This is a genomic window from Marinobacter alexandrii (assembly GCA_039984955.1).
Lineage (GTDB): Bacteria > Bacteroidota > Bacteroidia > Cytophagales > Cyclobacteriaceae > Ekhidna.
Window position 1 is genome coordinate 40,647 of sequence record JBDWTN010000007.1, and the last position, 15,231, is coordinate 55,877.

The window sequence follows — 15,231 nt, forward strand, 5'->3', positions numbered from 1 at the left end:
TTTAGATTAGTGAGCAAAATAAATAAATAAAGGGTATGAAAAAAATTGTACCCCGCGAATCACAAACCGTTCTAGCAACGAAAAATACGCAAAAATCAACTATGAAAATGACATTTCTTGGCACCAAAAACCCCTCACTATTGAAACTAAAAAACAGCTTCTTTGTGCCATTTTTTCTTGCTCTAATTGGGTGTTCTACAGTTAAAAAAATTGCCGTGGAACAAGATGTAACCCGTCAGCTAAATCAGTCGGAGGTTTTCTCAAATCAATTTACTGGGTTTAGCCTTTTTGATATTGAGAAAAATGAATTCGTTGCTGGGTATAATTCGACCCTTAAGTTCACTCCCGCATCAAATACAAAACTACTCACGATGTATGCAGTTCTTAAATCATTTTCTGATTCCATTCCCTCACTTATCTATCAAAGAAACGATTCTGATTTACATGTCCGACCGATTGGTGACCCCACTTTTCTTTATAAGCCTTTTAAGAGTCAAAAAACATTCGATTTATTGAATTCAGTTGATACCATTAAAATAGATTGGCCAAAAGAAGAGCTTGCTTCATTTGGAACTGGGTGGGCCTGGGACGATTACATTTACTCATTTCAAGCTCAGCGAAACTGGTGGCCCATCTACGGCAATACAATAAGTGTAAAAAAGGTTAATGACTCGCTCACTATAGCTCCCCCTTTTTTTAAAGATTATGTAGAAGTCTTGGAGCAAACCCGCCCTGGGGAATTAGTAGCTAGAGAACTGAGATTCAATGTATTCAAGGCTTATCTAGAAAGTGACACCTCTAATTTTGAACGAATTATTCCATTCGAATCTTCAAAAGATTTATTGAGTCAATTATTGTTGGATACTCTACAATCAGAAGTGCTATTTACAAATAATCAGGAGGTATTTCAAGATACTTTGTATTCACATGCTACAGATTCCGTATTGGCATATATGCTCAAGCCGAGCGATAATTTTCTAGCTGAGCAGCTTTTGATCATGGCCGCCTGGCAAAACGGATTCTCAGAAATAAAACCATTTATCAAGCAGGTCAATAATACTTGGCTAACAAACCTTACTGATATGGTGTGGGTCGATGGCTCTGGTCTTTCCCGATATAATTTAATTGCACCTGTAGACCAAGTAAGACTGCTCAAGAAATGTCATGATGAGTTTGGATGGCAAAGAATGACGTCAATTTTGCCAACAGGTGGTGAGGGTACGCTTGAGGAAAGCTTTCTTATGGAGGACGAGGAAACACCATTCATTTTTGCAAAAACAGGAACACTAAGCAACAATCATAATTTAAGTGGATACTTGATTACTCGATCAGGTAAGCGTATGATTTTCAGCTTTATGAATAACCATTATACCAAGCCAAGCGAAGACATAAAAAGAGCTATGGAGAAATTCTTGATTGACGTTAGAGACGCCTATTAATAGGGCTTGAAGCGAGTAAAACAGAGCGAATACCATTAACAGATGTTTATGGGTATTCGAAAGACTCCAAAGCTATAGTAGTGAATTATTGGAACGCCATTGAAATTGATGGTGAACGTACCGCTGGGAAATTTCAACGATTACAATTAATCTCTAACTCTATTGATATTCCCTTATCAATCCTCCGGTTAGTCTCATCAATTCTATCTTAGAGTTGACGAGGTTATAGGTGGCCTGTAGTTTCAATATAGATGAAGACAGGTAGTTATTTTGAACGTCTCTAAAATCAAAGGAATTGATACTACCGTTTTTAAATTTCTCTTCAGAAAGGTCAAGATTGGTCTTAGCAGCAGCTTCTCTCCTCGCATTAATACCATAGAGTTGTCGTCTTATATTGTATCTATCTAAAGCAGACAGCAGGTCTCTATCTAGTGAATTCTCTAACTGATCCACTCTAAGTTCTCCTACTCTTTCATTGACAATGGCATTTTTGATTGCTCTCTTAATTTTTCCGCCATTGAAGAGGGTAAATGACAATGTGAAATTGGCGAAATACGTATCAGTTACCGAACTCAAAGGATCATTGAAATTTGGTATAAAAACGGCATTAGGATTTCTACTTAATGAGTCTTGCTGAGATCTTCCTGCGCTTGTCCTTGACAAGTCATTCCGTCCTCTATTTTCAGAAAAACCTGCATTTACTATTAGACTAGGGTATTGAGAAGCTCTTGATAGTGTAGTTGCAGTCCCTAAAATTGACTGGGTTATATATTGCTTTTTTAAATCTACATTTTCCGTAAACATTCTGGATCGGAGAGTTTCAGCGGTGTATGTTTCATCGGGAATGTTCAACGAATCGGTAAACAGATATATTTTTGAAATATCATCCTCTGCTAAAAGAACATTTAAATCTCTAACAGCATTTCTGAAAGCTAGTTGTTGATTGATGTAATTAATTGAATCAGTTAGATAGTTTCCTTCTTCCAGAAGTATTTCAGTAGTAACAGCACTTCCCAAATCAGATTTTATCTTCATGTAATCATACTTATCTCTTGATAGAGAAAGTTGTTTCTCAAATTCTTCCAGTCGCTCACTTTCAAGAACTGCTAAGTAATACCCTAGTATTACACTTTGAAGCGTATTAGCGATAACTATGGAAGCATTTCCTTGCGTTTCAGCTTGCAACTGATCAAGTCTTCTTTTTGAAATGTTGGCTCTAAAGCCATCAAAAATTGTCCAGTTTAGATTGACCGCTGGCACCACACTATTTGATTGAATTTGTCCTTGAAGGGAAAAAGGGTTAGCTACTTTAACATTATCAGTAATACTATTATTTTGATTTACATTTAATGTAATAGTGGGCCACCTTCCTGCTTCTCCCCAGTTGTTGTTGTTCTGAGCAACCTCTACATTGCCTTTTTCTATAAGAATGCCATAGTTTCTTTGTAGACCTGTCTGAATTGCATCAGACAAAGAAAGTTGGTCCTGACTATTCGCCTGAAACAGGCATAATATTCCTAGTGAAAAAATTAGTTTCTTCATTTGTAGTTGAGTCTTGGGTGATTTAAGCTGATTCTTTGTACTCTTCGATTCGTTGTTCATCAATGAGTACTCGTTCTACTTCTTCTCGTGTAGGTTTTTCTCCTGTCCACAACCATTTGGCAGCTCTTCTAATATCATTGAATAAAACGATGAATACAGGGAAAAATAGTAAGATGATAAATGTACCTATCAGCACCCCATAAGCTACAGAAATAGCCATTGGAATCAAGAATTGTGCTTGAAAACTGGTCTCCTTAATCAATGGGTACAAACCTAAAACAGTTGTTAAAGACGTCAACATGATTGGTCTGAATCGTGATAATCCTGCATTATACGCAGCTTGATATACGGTCATTCCCTCATCCTTTACCAACATATTGAATTTGGAAAGGAACACAACAGCATCGTTGATAATCACTCCGGATAATGCCACCATTCCCCATACGCTTAATAAAGAAACGGGCAATTCCTTTCCTGGGGATATCCAATCTTCAATTCCATGTCCAAGTATAGCTCCAAACCACCCTAGCGGAATCATCATGATGATCAATACCGCCTGATAGTACGAACGGAACGTAATCATCAGAATGAAAAATATGAGTAAAAAAGCCCCTCCAAAGTACAGCCCTATCTCTTTCCCAGCTCGAGCGCTTTGCTGTGACTGACCTCCATAATCTACTATTACCGAAGGGTACTTAGTATTTAGTTCAGGGACAATTTCTTCTTTAATCTTCTTTAAGATCGGTGGTACCTCGCCAAATGGGTCAATCATCTCCGCCTCTACAGTAATAGCTCTGGATGTATTGTAATGCTTAATGCCGGACACTCCTCTTTCAATATTGTAATCTGCTAACTGCGTAAGAGGAAATTCTTCCCCATTCTGGGTTTTGATCTTGATATCTTCCAGCTGATTAATACTTTTTCTGCCAGATTCAGGGTACCTCACCCAAACTCTAAGTTCATCGTTTCCTTTCATGAACCGTTGAACTTCCTCTCCGAAGAAACCTTGTCTCATTTGCTTAGTAATATCATTGTGATTCAGGCCAAGAAAATACGCTTCAGGTCTTAAATCAAACAACATCTCTCTTCTTCCGACTGGTACATTGTCTTCAATTTCTTTCAAATCGGCAATGCCAGCAAGCTCATCTTTCAAAAACTGTTTTGCATCTCCAAGTTCAGCATAATTTTTACCCATTAATCGTATGGAAACAGGCTTCCCAAAACGGTTACCTCCACCAATAGCAAATTTCTCTGCTTCCGTAACTGGGCCAATCTCTGCTGTGATTTTATTGATTAAATCAAATTGATTAATACCATAATCATCTAACTCTTTGTAGAAGATGTTGATTGAGCCTGTATGTGACCCAGATTCCCATTGAGAGGAACCAACATTCGAAAATGTATTGTTTATGATATCATCCTCAATGCCAAATTCAGCCTTCAGATCATCATTCACTTTCCAAATGGCATCTTCAAATGTGCTTAGGTACTTTTCTACTTTCTGCTCTCTCTCACCAGGCTTAAAAGCAATGTTTACATTAAAGCTATTGAAAGGGATTTGCGGAAAAAATGTAGCCTTAATCTGCCCTCCAGCTAATAACCCCACGATGATGATTAGAAAGCCTGCCAGCATTGATAGAGAAACCCATCTATTTTGCATGGTGAATCTCAAACCTCTGCCATAAATTTTATCCCGAGAATAATCTATGACACCATTTAATGCTTTTCTAATTTTATAGCTTCTGGTATTTTCCTTTTTAACCTTCAAGACTCTCTTACTAGCCAGATGTGCTGGCAATACAAAAAATGCCTCAAGCAGCGAGAAACCTAAACTAAAGCAAACCACAAATGCCATATCTCTTAGGAATTCGAAACCACCTGTCAATAGCAATAGAGGTGTAAAAGCAACGATTGTAGTGGTTACGGATGTAAATACAGCCGGCAATACTTCTATGGTCCCATTTACTGCTGCTTTTATTGGGTTACCATGCTTCTCGAAATGTGCGTAAATATTTTCAGCGATAACAATCCCATCATCAACTAAAATACCGATGACCAGAATCATCCCAAAAAGTGAGATCATGTTGATGGTTAATCCCACAAATGCTCCCAAAATAAACATTCCTAAAAATGAAGAAGGAATCCCCCACGCAACCCAAAAAGAGAGTCTTAAGCTTAGAAATAATCCCAAAGAAACCAGAACAAGGATTAAACCCACAATTCCATTATTGGTAAGCAAATCAAGGCGCTGAGATAGCATGCTCATAAAGTCCCATGTCATGTGAAGCTCTACGGCATCATTGCGAGCATTAAACTCTTCCACATAGGCATTGACTACAACTGATATTTCTTCAAGATCTTCTGTTTCTAATTTCCTGACCTCAATGAATACAGCTTGTTTTCCACTTAACATTGCCTTTGAGGGCACATCTGCAAACTGCTCTTTTATAACTGCAATCTCTTTAAGGAGAACTTCACTCCCATCTTGATTACTTCGTACAACGATATTGGATATATCTGAAGCTTCCGTTTCTTTCGCCTTTGATCGGATTAATATCTCTTCTTCTGAGGATTTTACTGAACCTGCAGAAATATCTCTATTGTTTTGACGTACGGCATTAGCTACTTGGTCAAATGTGAGATTGTATCTTAAGAGATCTTGCTCACTTACTTCAATAGAAACTTCCAGTGCCGGGAAGCCACTCACATTTACTTGAGAAATTGCTTCCTCAGCTAACAGGTCATCTTCTATTTCTTCGGCAAACCGCTTCAACGTCTTTAGGTCTACATCCCCAGTCAAACCTAGCCATTGGGCTGTAGAGCGTTGTTTTTGTTTAAATACAATGGGCTTTTCTGCACCAGCAGGGAAAGAATTTATACCATCAACTGCGTTTTTAACTTCAGTGTAGATATCATCGATATCGAAATTATCAAAAGTAACTAATGTAATATTTGCAGAGTTTTCAGATGATGTTGATAGGATCTCATCTATTCCTGCAACTGAATTGATCGCTTCTTCTATTTTCAAAGTTACTCCTTCTTCCATCTCCTCCGGGGAAGCTCCAGGATAAGTTACCGTAATGTTGATATTTCGGTCACTCCTAGTCGGGAAGAAAGATTTCTTCGTGTTAACGATTGAAACAACACCTCCAATTAAGGTTAGTGCAATAATTATATTTGCCAGAATGGGAAACTTGACAAAGTATTCAACGAGATTTTTAATAAAAGTCATATCTCTCTGCTTTTAGTTTGATGCTGCTGGTGATTGTCCTTGACTAGCTTCCGGATCATTGCCCAATTCTAAATCAATGTCTTTTTTTTCTCGCTTTTCCACGATCATATTATTGAATGCTCCTATTAATGGTTCAATCACCAAGTCTTCACCTTTATTTAGGCCACTTATGATAGCCTCCTCGTTGGCCAACCGAATGACATTGATTCTTTTCACTTTGAGGAGTGTATCTTGAACTACAAATACCTCATTACCATTATATATTGCATTTCTTGGCATGATCATTCCATCTTGAATAGTTCTTGCAGGAATAGCCGCTTGAAAAAATTGACCATCGTAAATTTTCTTTCCTGCTGATTCTATGGTGATAAAGACATCTACTGATTGCGTGTTTTGATTTACAAAATCACTGATCCTTGTCACTTCTCCTCGCCAATATTGATCCATTTCGTCAGAGTAGATCTTCACAGGAGAATTAACCTGTATCCAAGGAATGTCTTTCGTCTCCACTGCTACCTTGAGCTCATGTACTCCAGCTCTCATTATTTTACCAATGCTTGTTCCAGAATTTAAGAATGATCCAGATTGGATATTGACTTGCATAATGCTACCAGCAAATGGTGCATAGTATCTGTGCTTATCTAACCTTGCTTCAGTACTTTTAATTGTATAGTAACTACTGTAGATACCCTTTGTCGCTAGAAAAATTTTCTCCTTTTCAGAACCTGCCTCAGGAAGTGGTGCAAACTTCTTATCAATATCTAATGCACTGAAATACGTATTCCATGCATCAAAATTATCATTGAAGTCTACCTTCAAATCAGGCAAAATACCAGCTAAATCTCTTAAAAAGTTACTTTTTGCAGATTTAAGATTTAGAGAAGGTTCTAAGTCATCAACATAGAACAAAAGATCGCCTCTTTTAAATCTCTGTCCTTCCTTAAGCCTTACGTTCCCTTGATACATTCTACCGGAAACCTCAGAAAGTAGATCCAACGTCTCAGCCGTTTGTACTCTACCATAAGAAACCACATCTGTTTGTAACGTCTGGTAGTTCACTTTTTTGGTTTCCACTGTTTTTTTAATAGCCACAGTAGTCTTATCCTTGGGATCTTCCTTTTGACCAGCAAATACTCCTGCCAGAACAAATGCCAGAACGAGGATTCCGACAGATGAAAGAATGATGATTAGTTTTCTCTTCATAATAAGTTAGTAGTGTCAAGTACTTAAAGGTGAAATCATCCTTTTAGTTACACGATTTTTTACATATGTGATAAGTGGGCATATCAGTATTTGAACTGTTTTATCTTCGTATTAGTTGGTATTACCCAGAACCTATAAAAACCGCAAAAGAAATGGAAAAAATCAATAAAGGTGAAGAAGAGTGGAAAAAAGAACTCTCGGATGAACAATATCACATCTTGAGAGAAAAGGGTACAGAAAGGCCTTGGACAGGAGCTCTATTAGAAAATAAAGACAAAGGAGTCTATGAATGTGCTGCGTGCGGAAATGAGCTATACTCCTCGGAAACCAAGTATGATTCAGGTTCGGGTTGGCCAAGTTTCTTTGATCCAATCACGGCTGACGCTGTTGATTTCGAAAAAGATAAATCTTTTGGAATGACGCGTACTGAAGTGAAATGCGGAAAATGTGGGAGTCACTTAGGTCATATATTCCCTGATGGCCCACAGCCAAGTGGTCAGCGATATTGCATGAATTCTGGCGCCTTAAGTTTTAAGAAAAAAGATTAAGCAACCGTATTCAGCTTTGTAATTCGGATGAAGTTTTCATCTATCATCCATAGAAAGTGTGGGGCTATGTTTACTACAGTACCATTCAGTGTGGACTTTACAAAAAAGTTTGTTTTGTTCAATTCGTTCTCATTCTCCAGATAATCATTTACCAACTCTCCTTTGATATTCCGAATGATCGGCACATCACCTATTACCTGAACTCCCAAAAAATCTGATAGTGCGGCGATAGACATATTTGCTATCAGGTTTTCAATCTCAGACATGAAGTCATGCTTCATCATTTTTGTATGAGAAGATCGTGATGTCGTGATGTCTGCTGGTAAGCAAACTTTATTTATCAGGTCCATTTCATGATTGTTAATCACGAAATAGAAAGCACCGTTGATCTCTCCACTAAAAGCAACCTTCATTAGGTTTACTTTGAACCTACCAAGCTCATCAAACTCTCTCAGCGGCATAAGTTGACCTTCGCCAAAATGTATGAGTTCAGGATCAACTCTTATCCTAAGCATTTGCGCCATAGATGCTGCTGCCTTCGTCAGTGACTCTGACAGCATTTCTTTTATGATCTCCTTATGTATGTCTGAAAGACTGCCTCTACTCACGGTTCAATTAAAAATGATATAATACGATTGATAAAATTAAAAATACTGAACGGAAAACATGTTCCATCTATACAAATTAAAGACCTCTTGTGTAGGCTGTACGATGAACTGCTCCTCTTTAATGATTAAATTCAGAATTTGATAACCTAAATGATATGAAGAAAGTTTTATTAACTCTATTAATTGTTGGATTTGTCTTATTTGAAGGACAAGCTCAGCGAAAGAAAAAGACATCATCTACCTCTCCTACTTTTAGTAGTAAGCTTTACGATGGCATGCAGTGGAGAAATATTGGCCCCTTTCGTGGCGGTAGATCTGCTGCTGTTACGGGGGTTCCCGGCAAACCCAATCTCTATTATATGGGAGCTACTGGAGGAGGTATCTGGCGTACAAAGGATGCTGGAAGTACATGGGAAAACATTTCTGATGGCTTCTTTGGAGGATCTATCGGAGCTGTCGCTGTAAGCGAATGGGATAATAATGTCATCTATGCCGGCGGTGGTGAAGTCACTGTCCGAGGAAATGTTTCCTCTGGATGGGGAATGTGGAAGTCTGTAGATGCTGGAACCACTTGGCAAGAAATTGGAATGAAGAATGCGCGGCATATACCAAGGGTACGCATACATCCAAAAAATCCCGATTTAGTTTATGCTGCAGTTATGGGAGATCTATACAAGTCGTCAAGTGAGAGAGGCGTGTATCGCAGTAAGAATGGCGGTCAAACTTGGGAGAGAATTTTATTTGCTAACGCTGATGCGGGAGCGGTTGATTTGACATTTGATCCGAATAACCCAAGAATTTTGTATGCATCTACCTGGAGAATTAGAAGAACACCATATAGTCTAGAGAGTGGAGGTGAAGGGTCTGCACTTTGGAAGAGTACAGATGGAGGAGACACTTGGACTAATATTTCTTCAAATGAAGGGCTTCCAAAAGGCACTTGGGGGATCTCTGGCGTGACAGTGTCTCCTGTTAACTCGAACAGAGTTTGGGCTATTATTGAAAACAATGCAGGAGGCGTCTATCGATCAGATGATGCAGGAAAAACCTGGAAGTTGATCAATAAGGAGAGAAAATTGAGACAAAGGGCATGGTATTACACAAGAATCTATGCAGACACGCAAGATGAAGATGGACTATATGTAATGAATGTTAGGTACCATAAATCAACTGACGGTGGAAAGACCTACGAAACGTACAATGCTCCACACGGAGATCACCATGATTTTTGGATAGCACCAGAAGACAATCAACGTATGGTTATCGGTGATGATGGTGGAGCGCAAGTGTCATTTGATGCTGGCGAAAATTGGTCGACCTACAATAATCAACCTACCGCTCAATTTTATCGAGTTACCACGGATGACTCATTCCCTTATCGAATTTATGGTGCGCAACAAGACAATTCAACAGTACGAATCGATCACCGCTCTGGGGGAAGATATATCGATGATGATAATTGGGAATCTACTGCTGGTGGTGAGAGTGCTCACATTGCTCCAAATCCTGAAAATAGCGATATCGTCTATGGCGGTAGTTATGATGGTTTCTTAACAAGGGTGGATCATCAGACAGAGCAAATACGTGCCATCAACGTTTGGCCAGATAATCCCATGGGACATGGTGCGGAAGGTTTCAAGTATCGATTTCAATGGAACTTCCCTATTTTCTTTTCTCCTCACAATGCTAACCGACTTTACACAGCCTCCAATCAGCTACATGTCACTACTGATGAAGGACAAACATGGGAGGTAATCAGTCCGGATCTAACCAGAAATGATGCCTCAAAATTAGGATCATCAGGAGGACCAATAACGAAAGATAATACGAGTGTCGAATATTATTGTACAATATTCGCTGCAGTAGAATCTTATCATGAGGAAGGTGTAATATGGACTGGATCTGATGATGGATTAGTTCATGTAACAAGAGACGGTGGAAAAAATTGGAATAATGTTACTCCAGCTGGCATGCCGGAATGGATGATGATCAACAGTGTTGAAATTGATCCTTTCAACAAAGGAGGGCTTTATATTGCAGGAACAAGATATAAACTGGGTGATTACACTCCATACCTTTACAAAACTGAAGATTACGGCCAGACTTGGACTAAAATCACTTCAGGTATTTCATCCGAACACTTTACAAGAGTATTAAGAGCTGATCCAAACAAAAAGGGGTTGTTATATGCAGGAACAGAGGCAGGTATGTATGTTTCATTCAATAATGGAGCAAACTGGCAGCCATTTCAAATGAACCTACCTATCGTTCCAATTACAGACTTGGCACTTAAAAATAATAACCTCATTGCAGCTACTCAAGGAAGGAGTTTTTGGATGATAGATGATTTAACTCCATTACATCAACTTTCAATGGCAAATGGAAAAACTCATTTCCTTTATAAACCATTGGATAGCTATCGAATGGGTGGAGGAAATGGACGAACTTCTAAAACCGCCGGAACAGATCATCCAGGAGGGGTTTTAGTTAACTATTTTGTGAAGGATACTGCAAGTACAGATACAATTGCTATCAGTTTTCATGAAAATGACGGTGATTTGATCAAGAAGTATTCTACCCATCCTGACAAAAAAGCCAAAGAAGGTCAATTAGAAATAAAGCCCGGCTTCAATACAATGAATTGGAACTTGAGATATGATGGAGCCAAGACTTTCGATGGTATGATCTTGTGGTGGGCAACTACTCAAGGGCCTATGGCGGTTCCTGGCGACTATAAAGTTCAAATGTCAGTGAATGGGAATGAGACTATGCAGAATTTCACACTTCTAGCGGACCCAAGAAGTGAGTCTACTCAAGTAGACTATCAAGCTCAGTTTGACTTTTTACTTAAGGTCAGAGACAAACTAACGGAGACGCATGAAGCCATCATCAATATACGAAAAGCTAAAAGCCAAATTAGTGATGTGATGAAGAAAGCGGATAATGATGAGATTAGTGAGCTCGGTAAAGGCATCATTAAGGAAATGTCTGAGATTGAAAAGGCCCTCTATCAAACGAAGAACGAAAGTGGGCAAGACCCTCTTAACTTTCCTATTCGTTTGAATAATAAGCTAGGGCATCTTGCTTCTTTATCTGGTATGGGTAATTTCAAACCAACTGATTCATCCCTTGCATTCTATGATGAAGTCACCGCAAATATTGATGAGCAATTGAAAGCACTTAGTGAAATATTTGATAGTCGAATCAAAGAATTCAATCAGGCCGTGAAAGATGCTGAAGTAGCTGCTGTGAAATTGGATGAGTAACGAATACTTTGAAAGGTTTATAAAGGGGGTGTAATAAACACCCCTTTTTTGTTTACTAACCTACCAAAACTGTTACTGCTATGACTTACTCTATTCATTTCAAAAAACTACTCCCGATAGTACCATTTATCATTCCTATTCTGTGTATCGTGGTAGCCAGTTCTTCTCTATTTGTAGAGAATACAGTACAGCTTTCTATGGCGATGACTTTTGATTTGCTAATCACAACTCCCGTCATATACTTTCTTATCATTAGAAAAAGAGCCATTCCAAAAACGACCATTGTTCCTGTATTTATTTTAGGAATAGTCACTGCTTCCGTCATTCTTCCTATTGAACATCAATATCACCTCTCCCTCGTTAAGAAATGGTTTCTTCCTCTTCTGGAAGTATCTATTGTTACCTATGTGATTTTTACAATTCGGAAGGCTTACAAGAGCATTAAAAAGAACGGCTCCAAGGGTTTGGATTTTTTTACTGCTGCAAAAGATGCAACAAGTAACATTCTTCCTAAAAGATTGGTGTCTCCATTCGCAACAGAGCTATCTGTATTCTACTATGGTTTTATAGCTTGGAAAAAACGTATTTTATCAGAAAATGAATATTCTTATCACAAAACAACAAGCACCTCTATGCTGCTCGGTGTTTTTGTTTTCTTGATTCTCATTGAGGCTTTTGCTGTTCATTTGTTATTACAAGAATGGAGTACACTTGCTGCTTGGATTCTAACTGTTTTAAGTGCATATGGAATTTTCCAGATTATTGGAATAGCTAGGTCATTAGCTAAAAGACCCATTGTTCTTCAAGATGATCAACTCATCTTACGATATGGTATTATGGGTGAGACAGCAATCCCTTACGAGCTTATTGAAACCGTGTCTGAATTCAAAAAATCAGTCGAAAAAAATGAGGGTTATGTTCATTTATCGCCGTTTAAAGACATGGAAGGACATAATACACTTATAGAAGTGAGAGAAGATGTTCAGTTTTTTGGGTTTTATGGATTCAAAAAAACATTCAGTAAACTATTGATTTATGTAGATGAGCCTGAAGGTTTTAGAGCTGCTATTGAGGAAAGGATCATTCCATCTGAGCAATCCACCTCCTGATGAGTTCTATACCTTCTTCATGAGGAACGGTTCTTCCTAATTCGGGCATCATTTCACCAGGTTCCAGAGACTCTATTCTATGGATTAGAATAGATTGATCAGGTTTTCCTGGTACAATACTGTATTTTAATCCCCCAGAACCTTTGCCTGCCGCAATAGGTGGTTTATTAACCCCAATCCGATATGGGTCTTTTTGAGATGCTAAAAGATACAATCCTGAATTTTTAGCCGGCCCCTCCTTTCTGTGGCAATGAGCACAGTTTACTTCCAGCCAGGCTCTTGCACGAAGGTCCAAAGCGACATTATCGTCTGAGTAGTTAGCCAATTTTGGAAATTGAACGTTAGCGTCCGTATTAAGCCAGCCCTTCTCTTTCCATTCACTCAACTGATTGTTTCTGTTGAGTTGCCGTGCTGATGGTCCAATAGGCGTCATTTTTCCACCTAAATCATGACAGCTTTTGCATTGAGGTTGAGAAGGTATTGCATAATTGATACGCTTCAGATCACCCCGAACGTCGGTCCATTCTACTGAATTTTTTTTTCCTAGAATCACTCTTTTAGCATCAATCTGCTTCTCATCCCATTGATAAACAATTGCTTTCCACTCCTTTTTCTCGTGAATTAACAATCTGGTTTCTATGATTTTTCGCTCTGACTCATCTTCTCTCAGGTCTTTTGAATAATAAAAATTCTTCACCAGAATTGTTCCTTTTGGGAAGTTTAGCACCTCCGTTTCTTCATAATTGATCTTACCCTCATCGGGAAGTTTTATAAACCGAGCTTTGAAAGCATAATCTGAAAAAAGTGCTGAATTGATTTCATATGGAAATATCCGATTTTCGCTTGGTACGAGATCCTTTAATGGCTCTTTGAAAAGGTTCCATTCGCTTAAGTATTTAGGATAATCAGCTATTTCGGAAACTCCTAAGCTTACCTGTTCTATTTCAAAATTTTTCTGCTCAGGTTTGGAACATGATATTGATACCAAAACGAGAAAAAATGTAAGATATCTCATTGAAAAATCGGCTCAATGGTTTCAGAATCGCATGCATACATTGTCCAATCGGTAGACCTATCGACAAATTCATTTGCAGCATCAATGTTGGCAAAGTTGAACTCACCATTATTACTTAAGCATAATTCAAAAGCTTGATCTTCTGGCAAGATTCCATCCATTGCAAAATCAGGTAAACTGAATGTGAAATATCTTAAAAACAACAAGCCAAAATCATTTTTTAGCGTCGGCAGCCAATGCTTGTTTTTGAATTCATTATCGTGGAAATAGATCTGATTTGGATATGGATCATAAACTTCATCAATGCGATTATTGGCTGACTCTAACTGTGAGCCTTCTTCTGCCCCAAGTGCCTCTACTAAAATATAACTTGCCAGAGCAGTGCCAACTGTCCTGTTATGATGAATCCGATTATTGAATACTTCAATTTTACGAGTAGCCATCATCATAATACCAGTCCCTGGAGGAACAACTGCTACTACGTTCCCCTCCGGAGCAAAATTTTGATGATTGTTACTAATCACATCGTTATCAAAAACTCTCGTGGTATGCCCACTCTGAGTAAGTCCTGGCATATCAAAAATGAGAATACCTCCTGTATTATCATGTGCATGGTTCTCGTATATTTCTACCCATCTACTGTTTTCACTTTCTATTCCAGCCACATTATGATATACCTCATTGTTTCTGATAATTACACTGTCTGACTGCCCTACATAGATACCTGCGTCTGAGGAACCAATAGCTAAGCAATTTTCCACGACAACTCGCTTACAGAGAACTGGATAAAAAGCATACGCTCCGTTCTCCTCACTGGGCTCTCCTGTCCATTGAGATCTTACATTTTTGAATGTAACTCCATCCGTATCAGTCACCTTAATGTTATCTCCAAGGGCATCTTGGACAGTAAAGTCTTGAAAAGTTAAATTGGTACAATTTGCAGCTCGAATCCCTTCCGCACCTCCCTCCTGAATTTCAAAAGATAGAATAGTTTCATCTATACCTGCTCCTTCAAAAACCACATCAGATAACCCATCTAAAATCAACGGATTCCTAAACATGAAATTACCAGAAGGTATTTTGATCGTATCACCATCATTCGCCTGAATTACTAAGCTTTGTAAGTCATTTTCAATTGATTGCCATTCAACAGAATCCTGCGAAGGTGAGCAGGAAATCCAAATTCCTAATGAGATGATTAAAAGGTATTTCATAGCTGTGAAATTCTACCTTAAAGATAACTGGTTTTAAGTCGGAATAAAACACCCT

At 38.5% G+C, this 15,231-nt stretch carries 10 protein-coding genes; 4 read left to right on the plus strand and 6 right to left on the minus strand.

The window, feature by feature from the left end; translation table 11 throughout:
* Nucleotides 1-35: 35 nt before the first annotated feature.
* Entirely contained in the window at nucleotides 36-1,439 is a 1,404-nt protein-coding gene (locus ABJQ32_06480; protein ID MEP5289279.1) for a D-alanyl-D-alanine carboxypeptidase, read from the plus strand.
* A 159-nt stretch (nucleotides 1,440-1,598) separates the two neighbouring features.
* Here ABJQ32_06480 and ABJQ32_06485 read toward each other — a convergent pair whose 3' ends face one another.
* The 3 genes from ABJQ32_06485 to ABJQ32_06495 are packed head-to-tail and all read right to left on the minus strand — an operon-like array spanning nucleotide 1,599 to nucleotide 7,416.
* Nucleotides 1,599-2,981, minus strand: a complete 1,383-nt coding sequence (locus ABJQ32_06485; GenBank protein MEP5289280.1) for a TolC family protein — start codon at nucleotides 2,979-2,981, stop codon at nucleotides 1,599-1,601.
* Nucleotides 2,982-3,003: 22 nt separating this feature from the next.
* Nucleotides 3,004-6,213, minus strand: a complete 3,210-nt coding sequence (locus ABJQ32_06490) for an efflux RND transporter permease subunit (GenBank protein MEP5289281.1) — start codon at nucleotides 6,211-6,213, stop codon at nucleotides 3,004-3,006.
* A 12-nt stretch (nucleotides 6,214-6,225) separates the two neighbouring features.
* A complete protein-coding gene (locus ABJQ32_06495; protein ID MEP5289282.1) occupies nucleotides 6,226-7,416 on the minus strand; it encodes an efflux RND transporter periplasmic adaptor subunit in 1,191 nt (396 codons plus the stop codon).
* A 152-nt stretch (nucleotides 7,417-7,568) separates the two neighbouring features.
* On the opposite strand from ABJQ32_06495, the gene msrB reads away from it, so the two are divergent.
* Nucleotides 7,569-7,964, plus strand: coding sequence for a peptide-methionine (R)-S-oxide reductase MsrB (gene msrB, locus ABJQ32_06500; protein MEP5289283.1), 396 nt, complete (start codon nucleotides 7,569-7,571; stop codon nucleotides 7,962-7,964).
* Here the strand turns inward: msrB and ABJQ32_06505 are convergent.
* Nucleotides 7,961-8,572 (minus strand): hypothetical protein, encoded by a 612-nt coding sequence (locus tag ABJQ32_06505; GenBank protein ID MEP5289284.1) that lies wholly within the window; start codon nucleotides 8,570-8,572, stop codon nucleotides 7,961-7,963. The genes msrB and ABJQ32_06505 overlap by 4 nt on opposite strands.
* Nucleotides 8,573-8,727: 155 nt before the next feature.
* On the opposite strand from ABJQ32_06505, the gene ABJQ32_06510 reads away from it, so the two are divergent.
* Both ABJQ32_06510 and ABJQ32_06515 read left to right on the plus strand, forming a co-directional pair.
* Entirely contained in the window at nucleotides 8,728-11,838 is a 3,111-nt protein-coding gene (locus ABJQ32_06510) for a hypothetical protein (GenBank protein MEP5289285.1), read from the plus strand.
* An 80-nt stretch (nucleotides 11,839-11,918) separates the two neighbouring features.
* Nucleotides 11,919-12,947: a hypothetical protein gene (locus ABJQ32_06515; protein MEP5289286.1), complete on the plus strand. Its 1,029-nt coding sequence runs from the start codon at nucleotides 11,919-11,921 to the stop codon at nucleotides 12,945-12,947.
* Here ABJQ32_06515 and ABJQ32_06520 read toward each other — a convergent pair.
* A complete protein-coding gene (locus tag ABJQ32_06520; GenBank protein ID MEP5289287.1) occupies nucleotides 12,919-13,962 on the minus strand; it encodes an SO2930 family diheme c-type cytochrome in 1,044 nt (347 codons plus the stop codon). The genes ABJQ32_06515 and ABJQ32_06520 overlap by 29 nt on opposite strands.
* Nucleotides 13,959-15,176 (minus strand): parallel beta-helix domain-containing protein, encoded by a 1,218-nt coding sequence (locus ABJQ32_06525; GenBank protein ID MEP5289288.1) that lies wholly within the window; start codon nucleotides 15,174-15,176, stop codon nucleotides 13,959-13,961. Before ABJQ32_06525 ends, ABJQ32_06520 begins: the two co-directional genes overlap by 4 nt.
* Nucleotides 15,177-15,231: the final 55 nt, after the last annotated feature.